The organism is uncultured Psychrobacillus sp. (genome assembly GCF_938022135.1).
GTDB lineage: Bacteria > Bacillota > Bacilli > Bacillales_A > Planococcaceae > Psychrobacillus.
Window position 1 is genome coordinate 104,535 of the sequence record NZ_CALIED010000068.1, and the last position, 19,064, is coordinate 123,598.

The 19,064-nt window shown below is 39.5% G+C and carries 14 protein-coding genes; all 14 read right to left on the bottom strand.

Annotation, left to right across the window (positions count from 1 at the left end):
* Positions 1-110: 110 nt before the first annotated feature.
* Positions 111-2,348: a hypothetical protein gene (locus tag Q0371_RS14095; RefSeq protein ID WP_298472124.1), complete on the bottom strand. Its 2,238-nt coding sequence runs from the start codon at positions 2,346-2,348 to the stop codon at positions 111-113.
* A 160-nt stretch (positions 2,349-2,508) separates the two neighbouring features.
* Positions 2,509-4,803 carry a hypothetical protein gene (locus tag Q0371_RS14100; RefSeq protein WP_298472126.1) on the bottom strand — a complete coding sequence of 765 codons (2,295 nt, stop codon included), beginning with the start codon at positions 4,801-4,803 and terminating at the stop codon, positions 2,509-2,511.
* Positions 4,804-5,844: 1,041 nt separating this feature from the next.
* On the bottom strand, positions 5,845-6,969 hold the full coding sequence (locus tag Q0371_RS14105) for an acetylornithine transaminase (RefSeq protein ID WP_298472127.1): 1,125 nt from the start codon (positions 6,967-6,969) through the stop codon (positions 5,845-5,847).
* Complete coding sequence (gene argB / locus Q0371_RS14110) at positions 6,966-7,745, bottom strand: acetylglutamate kinase (protein ID WP_298472129.1); 780 nt, start codon at positions 7,743-7,745, stop codon at positions 6,966-6,968. The genes Q0371_RS14105 and argB overlap by 4 nt, the downstream gene beginning before the upstream one ends.
* On the bottom strand, positions 7,708-8,934 hold the full coding sequence (argJ, locus tag Q0371_RS14115) for a bifunctional ornithine acetyltransferase/N-acetylglutamate synthase (protein WP_298472130.1): 1,227 nt from the start codon (positions 8,932-8,934) through the stop codon (positions 7,708-7,710). Before argJ ends, argB begins: the two co-directional genes overlap by 38 nt.
* Positions 8,935-8,947: 13 nt before the next feature.
* Positions 8,948-9,982 (bottom strand): N-acetyl-gamma-glutamyl-phosphate reductase, encoded by a 1,035-nt coding sequence (gene argC / locus Q0371_RS14120; protein WP_298472132.1) that lies wholly within the window; start codon positions 9,980-9,982, stop codon positions 8,948-8,950.
* Between the two features lie 273 nt (positions 9,983-10,255).
* Positions 10,256-11,374, bottom strand: a complete 1,119-nt coding sequence (locus Q0371_RS14125; RefSeq protein ID WP_298472133.1) for a hypothetical protein — start codon at positions 11,372-11,374, stop codon at positions 10,256-10,258.
* Positions 11,371-12,120 (bottom strand): RNA polymerase sigma-I factor, encoded by a 750-nt coding sequence (gene sigI, locus Q0371_RS14130; RefSeq protein ID WP_298472134.1) that lies wholly within the window; start codon positions 12,118-12,120, stop codon positions 11,371-11,373. Before sigI ends, Q0371_RS14125 begins: the two co-directional genes overlap by 4 nt.
* Positions 12,121-12,206: 86 nt before the next feature.
* Positions 12,207-13,214, bottom strand: coding sequence for a hypothetical protein (locus Q0371_RS14135; RefSeq protein WP_298472135.1), 1,008 nt, complete (start codon positions 13,212-13,214; stop codon positions 12,207-12,209).
* A 215-nt stretch (positions 13,215-13,429) separates the two neighbouring features.
* Positions 13,430-14,347 (bottom strand): DMT family transporter, encoded by a 918-nt coding sequence (locus Q0371_RS14140; protein WP_169359498.1) that lies wholly within the window; start codon positions 14,345-14,347, stop codon positions 13,430-13,432.
* Between the two features lie 295 nt (positions 14,348-14,642).
* The gene (locus Q0371_RS14145; RefSeq protein WP_298472137.1) at positions 14,643-15,902 is read right to left on the bottom strand and encodes a hypothetical protein; all 1,260 of its coding nucleotides are present in this window, start codon (positions 15,900-15,902) and stop codon (positions 14,643-14,645) included.
* The gene (locus Q0371_RS14150) at positions 15,899-16,576 is read right to left on the bottom strand and encodes a hypothetical protein (RefSeq protein WP_298472138.1); all 678 of its coding nucleotides are present in this window, start codon (positions 16,574-16,576) and stop codon (positions 15,899-15,901) included. The genes Q0371_RS14145 and Q0371_RS14150 overlap by 4 nt, the downstream gene beginning before the upstream one ends.
* A gap of 15 nt (positions 16,577-16,591) precedes the next feature.
* Positions 16,592-17,968 (bottom strand): S41 family peptidase, encoded by a 1,377-nt coding sequence (locus Q0371_RS14155; RefSeq protein ID WP_298472140.1) that lies wholly within the window; start codon positions 17,966-17,968, stop codon positions 16,592-16,594.
* 144 nt (positions 17,969-18,112) lie between these two features.
* Positions 18,113-18,940, bottom strand: coding sequence for a flagellin (locus tag Q0371_RS14160; protein ID WP_298472142.1), 828 nt, complete (start codon positions 18,938-18,940; stop codon positions 18,113-18,115).
* Between the last annotated feature and the right edge of the window lie 124 nt (positions 18,941-19,064).

Sequence of the window (19,064 nt, forward strand, 5' to 3'; positions counted from 1 at the left end):
ATTCTATATTATTCTTATATAATTTGATATATATTCCATAAAAATAGTGAATAATATTTTTATATAACAATTAAAAAGACGCTAAAGTTATCCTTTAGCGTCTTTAATAATTAATATTTATTTATAACAAAATCTGAATCCAGTACTAAGTCAAAATTATAAGGATTTTTAATGCCACTAATACTTACTACTTGAAGAGGGCCAGATAATCCTTCCACAGTCCCCGCTTCCATTATCTCGGCAGCAATTGTATCATCTATTGTTTTACCGAATTTTATTTTAAAACCATTCGTAGTCTTACTAAAAATGTTTCCTTTTAGATTATTAGTATACTTTACAGTAGTACCATCTTCATCTTTTAATGTTATATATGAGTTTTTAGAAATGACCGCCTGGTCTTGACCTACTATTGTTCCATTAGTTCGTTTAATAGGCGCAATAGTAAAAGTTAGTTCTTCGTTAGAGAGATCCTGATCATCGGTTTTGCCATTAGTAATAGAAAGTAAATTAAATGGTCCTTCAATGATTTTGAAAAGACTACCACTATTATAAGTTGGTGTCTTTTTTCCTGCCTCTTGTTGAACCATATAGATATTAGTAATATTATTTTGTTCTATAGATGTTTTAAACTTCCATTTGCCTGTTGAATTCATTTTTACTTTACCCATGTAACTACCCGAACTTTTGAAAAAGAACACTTCATAGTTTGGTTGTCCACTTCCAGTTAGCTCGATTTCGTTACCTATCATGCGATAACCTGAACTAGATTTATATGAAAACTCAGAGTCTAGCAACAATGGAACAGAATAATAATTTGTTGAAATATTAAAATTTGAAGAAGAATTAGGTTGATAGTTACCAGTGATCGTATCATTTATATCTAAAGCATCTTTAAACGTATTTAAAGAAACTGCTACTCCCTCATTTTTGTACGTATTGGAGTTTCCTTTAAAAATATATTTTGCCCCATCTGTTGTAACAAAGTAGTTATTAGCAACATCAACATAGTATACTTTTTTACTTGAAATAGTACCTGTTTTAGCAGGAGTATAGAAGTTTAATTTTGGAGAAGTTAAAGTCTCTACTTCTCTGCTATTTTCTAATTTACTAAAAGTAATAACCTTATCTAATGCTGAAGAGCTTAAGCTACTTGCAGTAAATGTTATGGTAACTGATCCGTTCTTATCTGGTAAGACATTTACACTTTTAGAACCACTAATATTATTTTCAATTCCATTAATAGATAATACTTTCAATCCAGTGGGAATGTCTATTTTAATAGTGTTATAACCATATGAACCAGCAAAAGTACCTTTTAAAGATAAAACTTCAGATGTGTCTCTGTGCTGTGTTTCAGAACTTTCCATTTGTATTGTGGCAATACTGCCAGGTACGGAAAAGCTAACCGAACTTCCTTTATACTTTATCGCATATTTTAAACTTGGAGTTTGAGCCGATGTAGTTAATGTTACCGTCATCCCATCTTTACTTAGAACAGCATTTGTAATTACTAGACCATTATCGGCTGTAAATTCTGAAGTTCTAACAGAAGTTACTGGCCTATTTAATTTTAAGTTTAATGTAGTATCACTTGTCCTGCTAATAGATGAAATTTGCACTGGTAACAAGTTAATAACTCCGTTTAAACTTGTTTGGAGAGAGCTTTCCCATTTAAGAATATTAGCATTTAATATAGCTTGAGCTTCATTTATGTTTCTAAGAGCATTAGCTTGCCTTGATAATCTAATATCTTCTTTTGCCTCTTTCGTTAACATATGAACAGTAACTTCATTTTTTAGCTCATTTATTAGTTTTTCTGCAGGCCCCTTTATAGTGTTACGGATTTTATCTCTTGTAGATTGTCCGTATACTCTATCCAATAAAATGGTTTGCTTACGAAACTCTGCTGTCATTTCATGGTAGGCTTTTTCAACTTGATCTAAATCATTTAATAGTACTGCAGTAGAAAGTGCACTTGTTCTTTCTTTAATTTTATTACTTGCTGTAATAGCATCTAAATACGCTTGTGTACGTTTTAATTGAAGCTTAGCCTCTGTTAATTTTGCATCATATTTTAATTGTTCGGAAAAACTAAGTGAGCTTATAGCTTTCTCAGCACTTGCTAGTGCATTTTTTGCGTTATTATATTGTTCCCAAGGTTGCGTAACACCATCAGCAGATCCTTCAACAGAAATCGCCCACTTTAACACAGTACTTGCATTTTGCACATTAACCATTAGCTGGTCGATATTATTCGCAGCGTTAACCTGAGAGACTTGGACAGGTGAAATTATAGCGGTAGCTGCAACTGTGGAAGCAATTGCCAGTTTAATATTATTCTTTTTCAAACATATTTCCCCCTTATATTTAAACATATACTTGAGTCATTTATAACTTAATATATTCTTTAACTCTGTATTTCCCCATTTATTTTGTATAAAAAAAACCCCCGGCTTGTAAGCCTAAGGGGTTTTTTAAAATATATAACTTAGGTGAACTAAGATTATATTATTTTGTAAAGTATTTTACAGATGCAGAAAGCTTGTAAGATACGTTATCTTGGTTTTGTACTCCAGAAATGCTGTCGATATTGTAGAAGTTACCAGATCCAGCTTCTTTTTGGAAGTCAAAGTCATTTTGTGCAGTAACTTTAGTAATTACTAATGTATGTGCAGCAGTAGTTGAAGTATGTTGAACAGTTAATGTAGCTGTTTTTCCATAACCATCATCAACTTTGATAGTTCCTGTACCATTCTTGAAATCATGACCAAAGTCAGGATTGTTTAAGAAATCAAATTCTAAAGTATCTCCAATGCTTAATCCAGCGCTAGCTTCGTCATTCCATGTAATTGAAGTAGCTGCGAAAGCACCAACGTTTAAGTAAGCTGAAGTGTACGTACCATCTGCGATAGCATCTGATTGAGTGTCACCTTTAGCAACTTGTACTGCATATAATTTGTTTGTAGCATTTTGAGTTAAGTTAGAAGCTTGAACTGCCCAAGTACCGTTAGATCCAACAGTAGTTTCAGCAACTAAAGTATCTTCATTAAGAGCTACTTCAGTATCATCAGCATCAATTGATGTTACTGCATCTTTTTCTTTATAGATGTATACTTTGTTTCCAGCTTGGCCTTCACCAGTTAAACGGAAAGTAGTACCATCATAAGTTAATACTTTTGCAGGATTTGTAATTTCAATATCTGCATTAGCATCTGTGTCTTCAATGATATTGAATACAGAAGTGTTAGCTTTATTTTTTTGGTAATCTACAGTATAAGTATCATTTTTTGAAAGTGCTGCTTTGAAAGCATCCAAAGAAACCACTTTACCTTCAATGATGAATGTATCATTGCTGTCAAAGTTTAATTTAACTCCGCTTAAAACAGCATAGTTATTTGTTTTATCAACAAAATCGAATGCGTCAGCACCGAAAGTTCCACTAGCTGCAACTGAACCAGTTTCAGCTGCTTCGTAGAAGTAAGTTAATCCACCTTTAACAGTTTTAGAAGTATCTTCTAAGTTTGTGAATAATGGATAAAGTACTGTTGACTCTTCACCTTCAGGAACTGAAACAACGATTGTTACTTTTCCGTCAATACCAGCTTCAACTTCAACATTTTGAGCATAATCGTTACCGATTCCATCAACATTGCTGATGTAAGCAGGACCAGTGTAGTCAGTACCATTTGGATTTTTTAGTTGAACTTCAACTAATCCAGTGTAGTTACCATTATCTGAGTTTTTAACGCTAGCAGTATATGTTCTAGTGTTAGTTGTTTCAAGACGAGCTGTATCAGCAGCATCGATAGTTGTAGAACCATCATTTGGGTTAGCAGGTACTGAGAATGATTTACCAGTTGCTACGCCTTGGTAAGCTAATGCATAAGTTGTACCAGCTACTTGATCAGTAGTTTTTAAAGTTACAGTCTTTTTGTCTGTTCCAAGAGTTGCAGATTGAACAACAAGACCTTTATCAAATGTGAATTGTCCAGCTGCTAAAAGATCAGCAGGAGTTTTAGAGAATTTAACTACTACAGTGTTTTTGTCAGTACGTGATACTGATAACACTTGAAGTGGCATAGAAGCTGCTACATCATCAGCAGATTTTTGTAGAGTAGTCTCCCATTTAAGATCAGCTGAATCAAGAATTGATTGAGCTTCAGTTAATTTAAGAGCTGCTTCTTCTAATTTGTTAGCTTTTACGTCAGCTGCTGCTGCTTTAGTAAGCATATGAACAGTTACTTCGTTAGCATAGCCACGAACTGTTTTTTCGATTGGTAATTTGTATTCTTTAAGAATTTCATCACGAGTTGATTGTCCATAAACACGGTAGTTAAGAATCGTTTGTTTACGGAATTCTTCAGTTACTACATGATATTCTTTTTCGATTTGATCTAGGTTACCCGCTTTAACAGCAGCTTCGAAAGCAGCGTTTTTAGCAAGGATTTTCTTACCAGAAGTAATAGCATCAATGTATGCTCCTGCACGAGTGATACTTACTTTTGGATCTACTAATTTAGCTTGAGAAGCTAATTTTGCTGATGCATCTAATTTAGCGATTGCATCCTCTGCTTTTTTTACTGCATTTTTAGCATTGTTGTACTCAGTCCATGGTTCATTTTTGTAGTCAGCAGTACCTTCTACTGAAATAGCCCATTTAAGAACTGTACCTGCATTTTGTGCGTCTGTGATTAATTGATTTACGTTTGTTGCTGCATCTGCTTGTTGAGCTGGTGCTGCTGCAACGAATGCTGAAGCTGCTACTGCAGTTGAAGCTGCAATTTTAATAGCTTTTTTCTTCATAAACTTGTGATCTCCCTTCGCTTGTGTGTTGCATTTTTTTTAGTGTGTAAAAGCGGTCGCCTGATCGCGTCCATTATCATCACCCTAACAATATATGAGTATACCCAACTCTTATACTAAAATCAACCAATAATATAGAAAGTTTACCAGTTTTTTTAAAGAATGATGTTATGAAAGCACCAGTGACTGCATTACACTTTCCATAATACAGTAATATTACCATTTAGGCTAGTCTTTTTTAGAATTTTTTCTTTTTACAATATAGTTTGATATATTCTTGCCTATCTCCATTTATTAGGATAAGTCTGATTAAAAAAATAATTTTATATTTTTTAGAAAAAGGCGTGCATTTTTCCAAATATATGTTATGATGTACAGTATAGAAGGTTACTTATAAATGTGTAACGCCGTAAACTTGTTTGTACATTAATTAGTGTGCAGCCTTCTACTTCCTTCGTTTTATCGCTCAAGAAAAGAAGCATCTGATCTTCGGATGCTTCTTTTCTTATTTTATGAAGAGAATTTATAAATGGAAATTAACTTAGCATCGTCTCATTCATGGGTCGATGTTTTTTTATCGTTTTCTACTTCTTTTTTTAAATATCCAAATAGACTTCGTTTTACTTATACTTCCTTTTTAGGTTTATAATCTCTGAATTCCTTATCTTACAATGATATTTTTATGACCCATCACGGATAGTATAATAGAACTTGCATATTACCTTATAAACCTAATTACAAACTTTTTTCATCGTAATATCTCTTTTTACGTTGTAAAACTTCTGTAAAATACTTGAAATACTAGTCTTATAAGCATAGGAACTAAGTTTTATATCTTTGGAAAGATTCAAAGAGAATTTGCTATATTTATATAATGTGTGCCTTTAAAACTGCTAATTATTACAAGTGCCAGGCACCTGTAATACTATTGAAATCTAGCTTTTCTTCTATATAAAGGAGGAAACACAAAAAGAACCCCTCTATTAAGAGTGGTCCATGTTTGTGAATAGCGGTTCGCTGAGCGCTTTAATTCAAGGTTATTTAGTTTAATATTGTACGTAAGATTTCTACTGCTTGATCGATTTCATCACGAGTTACTGTTAATGGTGGCAAGAGACGAATGACGTTTGGTCCTGCTGCTACTAATAAAAGTCCGGCTTTTTCTGCATTGGTTATGTATGGTGCCGCTTCGTCTTCACAGACGAGTCCTAGTAATAAGCCGGCACCAACTACTTTATAGGATGGCAATACCTCCGTCAGTCTATGCACTAGATACTCAGATTTTTTATTAACCTCATCTATAAACTCCGATTCAAATACGTTTTCTAGGACTGCTTGGGCAACAGTGACTGCTAATGGGTTGCCTCCGAACGTTGTACCATGTGTGCCAGGACTAAATGTTTCTCCTAGCTCTCTTGTTCCTAGCATGGCACCGATTGGAAAGCCACCGCCCAATCCTTTTGCTAGTGTCATTATATCGGGCTTTAAGACGGTTTGCTCGTAGGCGTAGCGGGTACCTGTTCGGCCGATGCCTGTTTGAACCTCATCTACAATCAATAGTATTCCCTTGGATTCACATATATTAGAGATTGCTTCGGCGAATTCAGGGGTAACTTTGTTGACTCCCCCTTCTCCTTGAATAACCTCCAGCATGATTGCACCGACCTCTTCATCGATAGAAGCCTCTAGCTGCTCCACATTATTGAATGGCACAGTTTTGAATGTCTCTAGCACTGGGCCGAAGCCCTGACGTACTTTTTCCTGACCAGTTGCGGACATCGCTCCGAACGTTCTGCCGTGGAAAGAGTTCTCGAAGGTAATGATCGTGTGTTTCCCTGTATGCTTACGGGCTAGCTTGATGGCAGCTTCGTTTGCCTCGGCTCCACTATTGCAGAAAAAAGCATGAGAAAAGTGAGTTTCTTCTATTAGAGTGCTTGCAAGCTGTTCTTGCTTTTTACTTTCGAATAGATTGGATGTGTGCCAAAGCTTTTCGCTTTGCTCTTGGATTGCTTTTACAATGGCAGGGTGCGCATGCCCTAGGCTGAGCACCGCTATGCCACTAGTGAAATCCAAGTATTTTTTGCCCTGATCATCAGTGACGATTGTGCCCTTTCCTTCTATTAAATGTACGGGGCGTCGGGCGTAGTTTGGAAAAAGAGAACTCATGCAAAAACCTCCTGATGAACTATCGTTGTGCCGTTTAGCTTTTCATCTACAATTTTGACGGACGGAATGCCTTCTTTTAGACATTCCATACCTGCAGTGACCTTAGGAATCATCCCGCCATATATGTCTTCGGATGCTATCCAATCCTTGATAGAGGATGTTTGCACGACCTCTTGGACTTCTCCGTTGATTTTGATACCTGGTGTGTCTGTTACTAGCAGCAGGCAATCTGCTTTGATTGCTAAAGCAATCTTACTTGCTACTGTGTCTGCATTTATATTGAGTGGCGTTGAGTCTGGTAGGCAGCCAATACAGGAAATGATTGGCGTAATACCGTTTACAAGCAGTGTTTCCAGTATGCCGGTGTTTACTTTTTTTATTTCTCCGACGAAGCCGTACGTCTCCTTGTCTAAGAAGTCACATTCAAGTAGATTGCCATCATAGCCACTTAAACCTACAGCTGCAATCCCGTTTTGATTGAGCTGGAGCACTAGAACTGGATTGACCTTGCCGACGAGTGTGCACTGGACAATGTCTACCGCTTCCTCGGAAGTTACTCGGAAGCCATTAATTGTAGTGGAAGCTACTGCCTTGTCAGCTAGTGCTTTGTTGATAGCTGGGCCGCCGCCGTGGACGATTATGATTTCATTGCCCTCAGCTTGTAGCTTTTTGAAGTTTTTGAAAAACTGTTCATTTAACCCTTCCAGCATACTGCCTCCAAGCTTAATAACGATGCGATCAGGAACGATAGGTTGCATTGATTTGAACGTAGTCATAAGTCAAATCACACCCCCATGCAGTTCCTTGGCCTTCCCCTTGGTTCAATTCGATTAAAAATTTCACTTCTGCCTGCTTTAAATAAAGCATTGTTACTTCTTCAGAGAATGGGACAGGCTCCCCATTTTGTACAACTGGCGTTGGACCGATTGAAATCTTAATAGCGTTCGGATCTATCGTTGCACCACTGTAACCAACAGCACAAATCAATCTTCCCCAGTTGGCATCACTGCCGAAAACCGCAGTTTTAACTAGCGGTGAGCCTACGACCGTCTTGGCAATTTTACGCGCCTCCTCATCGTTGACCGCACCCTTAACTTCTACCTCAATCAATTTGGTAGCTCCTTCTCCGTCTTTCGCAATCATTTTAGCTAAATCCAATGCGACTGTATGAAGCGTTTGGACGAAGTTATCCCAGTCTGGATGAAGTGGAGTCAATGGATTGTTTTCCGCTAAGCCGTTTGCCATTACGACTACCATGTCGTTCGTGGATGTGTCGCCGTCTACTGTAATGGAATTGAAAGTAACATCTGTGATGTATTTTAGTGCATCCTGCAGATGGTTTGATTCGATATTGGCGTCTGTTGTGATGAAGGCAAACATTGTCGCCATGTTAGGCTCGATCATGCCGGACCCCTTGGCGGTTCCTGCAATGATGACTTCCTTTCCGTCGATGACGGTTTTGTAGGAGGTGTCCTTCGTTACTGTATCGGTTGTCATAATCGCCTGGGAGAAATTGATAGCTCCTTCTAGCTCGTCGATTGGCTCGAGGTGTTTGATTCCCGCTAGGACCGGCTCCATTTTCATCATTTCACCGATAACGCCAGTGGAGGCAACTCCAACTAAGTTTGGATTAATACCAAGCTTTTCTGCTGTTTTTTCCTGCATCGTGTAGGCGTCGATTAGGCCTTGCTTTCCTGTGCAGGAGTTTGCGATTCCTGAATTCACGATGAGTGCTTGCATTTTCTGTGTGGTGTATACAACTTCCTTCGTTACGATAAGTGGCGCACCTTGGACTGCATTCGTCGTGAAAACCCCAGCAACGCTAGCGGGCACCTCACTTGTGAGTAGGGCTAAGTCTTTTTTCTTGTGCTTAACGCCGCAGTGGATGCCGGTCGCCTTGAAACCTTTTGGTGAAGCGATGTTTTTGTAGGTGATGCGCTTCATCGTCATTGTTTCTGTCAACATGGGGTTTCCTCCTTTAAATGAATAATGGTACGAGCGAGAGTCCTGTCGTTTGGTTGAGATTGAATTGAACGTTCATGTTTTGAATGGCCTGCCCGGCTGCGCCCTTGACTAGGTTGTCGATGACCGAGACGATTGTTGCTCGGTTCGTGCGCGGATCTACTTTTACGTGAATATCGCAATAGTTAGAGCCATACACTTGGTTGGTGCCGAATTTATTGGTTTCTTTTATGATTCGTACGAATGGATGGTTTACGTATGTTTCTTGTAAAGCGTTTACTAGGTCTGCTTCTGTGACGCCATCGTTTACCGGTGCGTAGCTTGTTGCCAGGATTCCTCTTGTCATTGGAACAAGATGCGTCGTGAAGGTGATTGGTGCCGACTGGTTTGTGAACATTTGAATCGCCTGTTCAATTTCTGGAATATGCTGATGCTCATGTAGCTTGTATATTGCCGTGTTTTCATTTGTTTCACTGTAATGTGTCATTTGGCTCGGCTTGTTGCCTGCTCCAGAGATACCACTTTTAGCATCAATAATGAGATGACTTACGTCGATTAGGTTCTCTTTGATAAGGGGCAGCAAGGAAAGCAGGACGGCTGTAGGATAGCATCCGGGGTTTGCGATCAACTGGGCTTCTGCGATAGCGGCTGTGTTCCATTCCGTTAACCCGTATACGCTTTGTTCTACCGCATCCGCCGGGGCTGGTGACTTTTTATACCATTGCTCGTATGCAGCTAGATCCTTTAGACGAAAATCACCTGATAGATCAATCAGCTTCGGCTTTTTGCCGATAAGTGCTGGCAGTAGATTGGATGAGACCCCTGAGGGAGTGCTCGTAAACAATACATCGTACTCTGCTAATCTATCAGACTCAATTTCTAAAAGTGGTTGGTCATGAATATTCATTAAATGTGAATATTTATCCGAAAAATGTATACCCTGTTCGGATGAAGAGAACAGATCAACGACTTCCACTTCAGGATGATTATGTAAGAAACGAACTAACTCAAGCCCACCGTATCCTGTTGCTCCGATAATACCTACCTTCATGCACTCACCTCTTACCATTTGTTAGAAATATTATAACTATGTATAAATATAAAGTCAATTGTATTTTTATTTGTTTTTATACTGATTATCTTAGGGGGGATTGGTTGATGGTTTGTTACAGGTGCCTGGCACCTGTAACATAGTTGGTTTTGGAATTTTGTCGGGAGAACCGACCGATTCTCCATTTATACGAAAAAAAATGCCTCGTCTAATAAGACAAAGCATTTTTAATGTGGCCCATGAGTCTACACATACTCATAGCAAAGTAGAAGCTCATGGCCTATGGTTGTTATTCTTGTCTCTATGGTGATTGCCTTGATTGTTGCCATTGTGATGATTGTTTTTCGGTTTGTCGTGCCCTTTATTATTGTCTTTTGGACCTACACCTTTGTGATCGTTCCTGGATGGGTGTTGTTTTTCATCCTTGTGTTTACGGTCGTTCGAGTGTTTCGGTTTATCTTTTGACTGGTTAGGGTTCGGTTTGGTTTCGGGATTATGAGTTTTATTTTTTGGTGCATTTTCTTGTTTGTTTGGTTGTTCCTTTTTCTCTTTCTCTGGCTTCTGGGTGGCAGCTGGAGACGGAGCTGGAACGGCTGGTTTTTGCTTTTCTACACTGGTTTTTTGTTTTTCATCTACACTGGATTTTTTTTGTTGCTTTGCACTGGAATTATTTTGTTGTTCTACACTGGTTTTATTTTGTTTATCTACACTGGAATTGTTTTGTTGTTCTACACTGGTTTTGTTTTCTTTAACTGGTTGTTGTTCTTTTTGTTTGTACTTTTGAATGGATGTGTTATTTTTGTTTGCTTTTTTACGTTCTTCTGCAGAGCTTTCTGTTACATTAATATGCTGCTCTGATTGTACTGCCTTTACTTCTTTTACCGCTTCGTTTACTTGAGCTTTTACTTCTTGATTGGTTTCATTCTCATAAACGGTTGTGATTACTAATTCATCCTGAGCTGCTCCTACCTGCTTGACTGCGTGGACTAAGACAGCAGCAAGCGCTAGGTCCTCCCAATTATTAATATCGATAGGAGTGTCTTCATCGAGAGAACGGAGTGAAATAACCTGCCCGTCCTCATCTACACCGATTTCGACAGCATGCTCACCTTCTAATTGTACATAAGCATAAGCGCTCGTTTGCTGAGGGATCAAAGATGCGACACAAAATATGAGAACAATTGCCGCGACAAGTATTGGGGCTAGAATTTTAGGCTTTATTTGTGTCAGTAAAAATGGAGCTTTTGCTTCTAGCAATTGAAATTCTACCTCGACACCAATCATTGGGTCATCAACCAATGGGATGCCGCGCAGAAATTCGCCCTCACTTGTGAGAAAGACATAGTAATCATCTTTCTTCTCACAGACAACGCCTCGAAAGTTGCGCATCATATGATTTCTCCCTTCACATAATCTTTTATATAAACGAAGTCACTGTTGAGTAGCAGTACGACGGCTATCATATATTTGCGATGCCGTTCCAACGTTTTTCGTGATACATCAACAAGTGCTTCGATATTCTTGAGCGGAAGCTTTTTATGTTTGATAAAGGACTCGTAAAGCTCTTCAGATTCGGAAATGATTTGTGCCACTAGGAAGGCAGTTTTCCGTGTATCCTTGTGCTTTGGGGCTGAAGCCGTCAACTCGTCAAATGACAAGTTATAAGTTGCTAGCAGCTCCCCATACCGTACTAGTTCCTCTCTCCTTGCTTCCGCTCGCTGTTCTTCTGTGTATGATTCAATGGATTGCTCGTTCCATATATAATGCTGCTCGTCTATTCTCTCCTCGGTAGCCCCCGTTTGGAGTAGAAGCACCTTTTCCTTGCGGGTAGCTTCCTTTCGAATAAAATCAACAAGTCGCCTTTTTATAATAAGATGTGCAAGTGTTTGTAAGGATGCATTTTCCTCAGGATTGAATGCAAGGACCGCTTCATGAAATCCATTAAGCGCGATGCTATATTCTTCATCCTGTTCATCGATTGGCCGCTTGCAAATGTAAGCCGCCGTTTTCTTTATAAAGGAGGTATTGGCTAAGAGGAGGTCATTGATTACCTCCTCATCGCCAGCCATTGTCCCAAATTCTAGCTTTCTTTTATTCTGTTTTGATTTGAAGAGGCCATGAATGATGGACAAAAGCATATATACCCTCCGTTCTCATTATTTCCGTATAAACCTGTATTGTATCTGTCTATCCGGGAAATGAAAAGCGGTATTCTGAAATATGATTAATTTCTATCATTTTTTCCTTGCCCATGATGACCATGTTTGTGGTCATGTTTGTTATGGTGATCTTTATGTTTTTGATGCTTATCATGTTTTGGTTGTTGATTGTGCTTTGGTCCCTTGTGATGATGGTTTTCATCTTTACCATTAGGATGCTTTGGTTTCTGTTCAGCTTTCTTTTGTTCGTGAGCTGCTTTTTTTGCAGCCAATTCAGCGGCTTTAGCTTTTTTCGCTGCTTCTATTTCAGCTTGCTTTGCAGCTTTTGCTGCTTCGCGTTCTGCCTTTTCTTGCGCTCTTTTTGCTTCGGCTGCAGCTTTTTCTTGTGCTCTTTTTGCTTCAGCAGCTGCCTTTGCTGCTTCCTTAGCTGCTTTTTCTTCAGCCTTTTTCTTTTCTAGCTCTGCTTTTTTCTTATCTCTGTCTGCTTTGTCTTTGTCTTTAATTGGAGGAACAATGACTGGTGGCGTATTTTCTTTGGGTTCCTCTTGTTTAGCTAAATAATTTTGCAGCTCCGTAACTACAGTTTTTACTTGAGCGATAATTGCTGCTTTTTTGTCTGCATTAGGTGCTTGCTGATAGTCTTTGAATAACACGATTAATCGATCGATTGCAGCCGTAAGCTCTGGAGCTTTCTTTTGGTAGATATCTTTTTGAGTCGTTTCATACTCTGCAATAACTCGATTAATCACGTTCAAGATTGCTGCTTTTGCGTCATCATTACTAGCAGTTTCATATGCCTTCACCAATCCAACTAGCTTTTCGGTTGCCAATTCCACGGGAAGATCCTTGTTTGTAGTCGTTTGTGCTGTTGCTGCAGTCGTTGATGTTGATGCAACCGCTTGAGTCGGCGTTACCTGTGCTGTCTCAGAAGCTGACGATGTTTCCTGTGTGTTTTTGTTTACGTCATTAATGTTTACGGTGTCGTAATTATTGTTCGCCCAAGCATAGCCTGCGCCTGATACTGTCAAAGTTGCCACTAATAGAGCAGCACCAGTCTTCTTCCAATTTTGCATATAATCACCTCGTATAAATTTTTGTCCAAGTATTACCCGGACACTTAGTTATTCGAAGGCTCACTCATTTTTGTGGGGGTCGCACGGAAACTTTTTTTATTTTTTTTAGATTGTTTTATTACAGGTGCCTGGCACTTGTCATAATGCTTTAAATACATTACGGGTGCCAGGCACCTGTAATATTCACGCAACAATGAAAAAGCAGCTACCGAATATTAGGCAGCTGCTTTTTTCTTTTTATGCTTTTTCCATAGATCCTCTGCTGCTCCTGAGCCGAGTATTACACCGGCTATGATAAAGATTAGGCTGGCCAGATGATTCCACCCTAGCACCTCGTTTAAGAAAATGGCAGAGAATACTAAAGAGAAAATAGTGTTTAGGTTCATGAATATCGCTGATTTAGTTGCACCCGCTTGACCTATCGAGTAGTTGTATAGCATGTGACCAACTGCTGTGCCTAGGATTGCAGAGGCAAAGAAAATCAACCAGAATACTGGATCTACTTCTGTAAATTGAACAATTGCTCCTGGCTCCTGTATAAAGCTGATAATCATTAATATAAATGAGCCGATTACAAGCATATATGCTGTCAGCAGTCTTGGATCCAATGTTCTGGCAGCCTTACTTATCACCATATAGCTCATGACCTGTGCAAGTATAGCAAGGAATACAAAGAAGTCTCCGATGGCAGAGCCCCCTAAGTCACCACCGCCAACTACAGAAAGGCTTACCCCAATTATCCCTAATACCAGACCTAGCCATTGAATCAAAGAAGGAAAATACCTTAGGATAAATGCTCCTGCTATCGCTGTAAGCATTGGCCCTGTCCCTAGGATCAGTGCTCCGTGTGTTCCACTTGTAACCGAGAGCCCTATATTCAGGAAATAGTGATGGATTACTACGTTAGTCAAAGACCCTATCGCAATATATTTCCATTCCTGCTTCGAAGGCTTTCGAATCATTTTCATTTTCCATAAAATAAGAAAAACTGTAACACCAGCTGTAAAAATACGGAAGGCGGTCAGGGTTACTGGGGATACCTCTGCGATCAAATATTTAAGCATCGGAAGATTAGCGCCCCATATTAACATAACGAGTACGAGTATACCGTAAATTTTCCACTGGTTGTTCATATAGTTATTCGCCTTACTTTCAATTTAGATTAATCTTTAGTATAGCGAAGTAATATTAATATGTTAAGTATTAGTAATCGTTTTTATAGATTAAGATAGCAATCAAACCCAAGCCACGCTGGCCACCCCTGATTTACAACAATCCGCTATAAATTACTACAATCACCCAATAAATTATTACAGGTGCCAGGCACTTGTAATAATCCCGCAACGGGTCAACCACTTTTAATCAAAAAAAAGAGGATGTATGCTCACCGAGTGAACATACATCCTCTTTTTAGTTTAATAGAATACATTATTTATACGTCAGGTATTTAACGTAATCCTTCCAGCTAACTGCCTTGATGCTCGTCCATGACGGTGTTTCCAACGGGAACGGTAGGAAGGCTGGGGCTTCTGGTGTTTTTGGTTTATCGTCTAGGACGATCATGCCATTTTCAAGTCCTGTTGATACGACAGCATGCTTGTTTAAATGGAATGGAGTATTTACTGCAGTTCGTGTAATCTTCCCTTCAGGAGTTAACACGTAAAGCTCGGCTTGTTCCTTTGTCGGGTTTAAAAGCCATTCTCTTTTTATCGTTACTGCGTTCTCTGCTTGTTCTGTTGTAATGGCAGAGTTCATGTTTGCGGCAAACGGTAGCTGTTCTGGCTGCTCGTTTAGTTGGATCATTACCTCGTAAAGTGGCTCCTCTGATTGCGCGTCATATTGTTTATATGCCGAAAGCCAAGGAGAGCCATTTGCAGGGACTTGTGTGATTGTTGCAATCGTTCCCTCTGCCATAGATTCGCTATGTGAAGAATAATTTCGTACGAGCATTCCTGCTTCTAGCTTATGCCATTCTTTCTCAGGCACGAAGGTAAGCAATGATTTCTCTACAGAATATATCTCGATAAAGTATTTACCGTCTTTATTCTCAATCGATCCAACGGTTCCTGCGATTGGGCTAAGCAGTGACATTGCACCCGGCTCCTGGTTTAGCTGAGCTTCCATGATCTGTAGCTGACGGTCTACCTCCGCAAGCTTTTGCTTTGCTGCTCCAATAGCCTGTGAATAGCTTCCGTCTTGAGAAAGCTGAACATCCACCTGGACATTGACATCTGTTACCTCATCGTTCGTATTACTAGTAGCTGTGTCTGTATCTGTGTAAGACCCTTCTGTATTCGATCTTTCATACTCTAGGTCACTTATAATTTGATTTAACTGCATTTGTTCCTGTCTATAGGCCTGTACCTCGGTTTCCCATATGCCTCGTTGCTCTTCAGCAAAATCTGGCTTTAGCTGGGCCAGTTCGGTATCAGCACCTATTTCTTCACCTTCTGAGACCGCTAAATTACTTACTCGTTCCACATCGACAGTCACCATCACTGCATCCGTTGGGACTACAACCGATTCTTTTTCTAGCTCCTTGGAATATGTATTCGTTTGAACAGTTTCATGATCCTTTAAGTAGTACGTTCTCGCAATCTCACTATTTTCCTCGAACAGCAGAATTGCGTTTGCTGCTATAAACGTAGAAACAATAATAGAAACTCCTATTACTAACCATTTATTCATACGGCTTGCCCCCCTTCAATCCATGTTTCAATAGGAAGAACTTCAAAGCCTGCCACAAGTAATGCCAATACTATAGGAATTGCTATTAAGATAATGATTAGATTTCGAGTAGACAATTCTGTGTAGTTACGCAGGAACTGAAACTGGATCGCAATGATTAAGCCAGTAATTAGACTTAATTCATTAAAGAAGTAAACAAAAAAATCATTATCTAAAAACACCGCCGCTAGTGGTCCAAACGATAGTACTGAAAAGTCTGTTGTATAACCAACGATTGCGTATAAAACAAAGACAAATGCCTTTTCCAATAAAAGAAGTCCGACTACAAATAGTTGCAGCACCGCAACTTTAGATAAGTCTACGTTCGTAAGCTTATGAAGCACGTAAGAAATGAGGAAAAAATAAAATGCCATGTACACAAGCGACCAAAGAATAGCTCCTATTAAGGAGACAATTCTAGCAATAATATAGGTTTCTCCAAATCCCTTTGCAAATAAAGTCGTAAGTCCTTCTGTGTGCATCCCCCAGATATCGCGAAGTGCAAAAAGAAGCACGCCTAACAAAGCGACCATCCATACACGTCCCTTAAAATCGCGCAATGTCGCATCCTTTAATGAATTCGCCAAGTCTTGCTGATGGAAAAGATATTTCCAAAATCTAAATTCAAAAAACACCAAGTGTTCCCCCTCTTATTGTTGAACAGTTACCTCGACGTAAGCACCTTGTTCCATCTGAATGTCTTTCGAAGATTGGAAGGTAGGGTGGATCAGTAGTAAGTAGGCTGCTCCTTTTTCTAGTTTTGTCGGTATTGCTTTAATTTGATTGGTAGATTTTTGTTCTACTTTCAAAGGGATTTTCTTGGCATCACCTAATGCGATCAATTCGATTCCCTCTTTTTTATTCAGCTGAACAGCTTCTGAAAATGTAACCGTGAATTGTTTTGTCTGCGCTACATTTTCTAGTTTAGATAATCGTTTATAAGATGGATAGCTTTCTAAAATCGTATCTAAATGGGCCTTCTCAAGCTCCATTCCCTCTTTGGTCACCACCTGTGGCTGCACCCCTGTTTTATTCACAACGGTGCCTTTAGGACCTGCAAATTCGGCCACCGTCAGTTTTAGATAAGACCCATCCGACAATGGATAAAACGACTGCATGGAGCCCTTCCCATAAGTTCGTTGTCCGTAAAGAGTAGCTGATTTGTGATCTAATAGTGCAGCCGCAGTCATTTCAGATGCACTCGCACTATAGCCATTGATCAGTACCTTCGTGTTATTAGGAAATAAATCCTTTTGCGGTATCGATTTTACTAAACCTATCTGATTTTTCAGCATTAGCATATACGCATGAGGACTATTTGGAAATAAACCAATTAGCTCCTCCGCAGTGTTTACGTAGCCCCCGCCATTATTGCGCAAATCTAAAATATAAGAGGTCGCACCTTTTTTTGCAAGTCGCTCCTTTGCTGCAATGACTAAGGAAGCGCCATCCTCTGAAAAGGAGTTGATACTTATATAGCCAACGTTTCCATATAACATTTCATTAGAAACAACTGGAACCTGAAAGCTTTTTCTTGTTAATATGTATGACTGTTTTTTTCCTGTAATCTTTAACACTTCTATGTTAACCTTTGTACCGGCTTTTCCTGTGATCAGTGAGGAAGCCTGCTGCACAGACATGCGCTCCGTAGAATTCCCATCCACAGAAAGAATAATGTCTCCCGGCTCAATGCCAGCCTCCTTTGCTGGAGCACCGTCAAACGTGCTCACTATTTGGATGCCTTTTTCATGTTCTTCAATTGAGATCCCAATACCAGTGGGTTTATTGTTTATCGAATCTGTGTATCTTTCAAACTCTTCCTTTGTAAAGTAGGTAGAGTAAGGATCTAACTGCCCCACTATGGATTCAATGGAGTCCAGTTCTGTTATGTTAGATTGGAGCTCTCCTTTGTAATATTCCTTGACCAGTTGCCTGACTTCATCAATTGGAGCTGCCCATGTGTACATAGGTGCAAGTAATAATGTTAATAGGAATACGAATGTAGTTAATCCCGAGACCTTCCTCATACCTTTTTCCCTCTTTCTATAATCTATAAACCTATCTTAACGTAAAAAATTGTGAAATGCTAAAGCTTCTTGTATATATTTGGTTACAAAGCTTCTATTTTAGAACAAAGTAGACAGCAAAATAAAACAACCGTGAACAATGCGTCACGATTGTTTGTGCGAATTTAATAGCTGCAATACGGATTGAGCCTGTTGCATATGCATGCTTAGTACGTATTGACTGGCCTGCATTAGTATATTAGCTTTCACTAATGCCATCATTTCCTTTGCCATATCTGCGTCACGTATACGAGATTCCGCTGCAGTTAAGTTTTCTTTCATGTTAACTGCGTTATTGTAGGCGTGCTCCAATCGATTCGAGTATGCCCCCATCCGAGATCTTTCCCGAGAAACCTTGTTAATAGCATCGTCTAACCCACCGATTGAATCTTCTGCATCAGCTCTTGAGGAAATCGACAGATCATTCAAGCCAAGGCTTCCTCCTGACATATCTCCAAAGAGGAGCTCAATAGACTGTCCTGCATTTGCCCCTGCCTGAATGTTAATGGAGGTGTTAGTGCCATCAAGCATGGTTTTCGTATTGAAATTAGTATCCTTGGAGATTCTAGTAACCTCTTTTTTCAATTCCTCAAACTCAATATTAAGTAAGCTGCGATCCTCATCCGTTAAAGTATCGGTCGCAGCCTGCACTCCTAACTCACGCATACGTTGGAGTATAGCATGTGTCTCATTAAGTGCTCCCTCAGCTGTTTGCAACAACGAAATACCATCCTGAATATTACGAGCCGCCTGACCAAGACCTCTAATCTGCGCCCTCATCTTCTCCGAAATAGCAAGACCAGCCGGGTCATCCGCAGCTCGGTTAATCCGATAACCAGAGGAAAGACGTTCCATCGACCGATTAGCAACCGACCAATGCTGATTCATATTGCGAAGAATAGATAACCCCATCGCATTCCACTTACCTAGCATCCCCTAACCCCCCATTCACTCTACTAACCTTTATATCGACCCACCCATCTAAAATATCAACAAAAAAAAAAGAAAAGCGCAACCGCCTATCTCTGCCCCGACAGGCAAATGGAGAAAAGCGAGG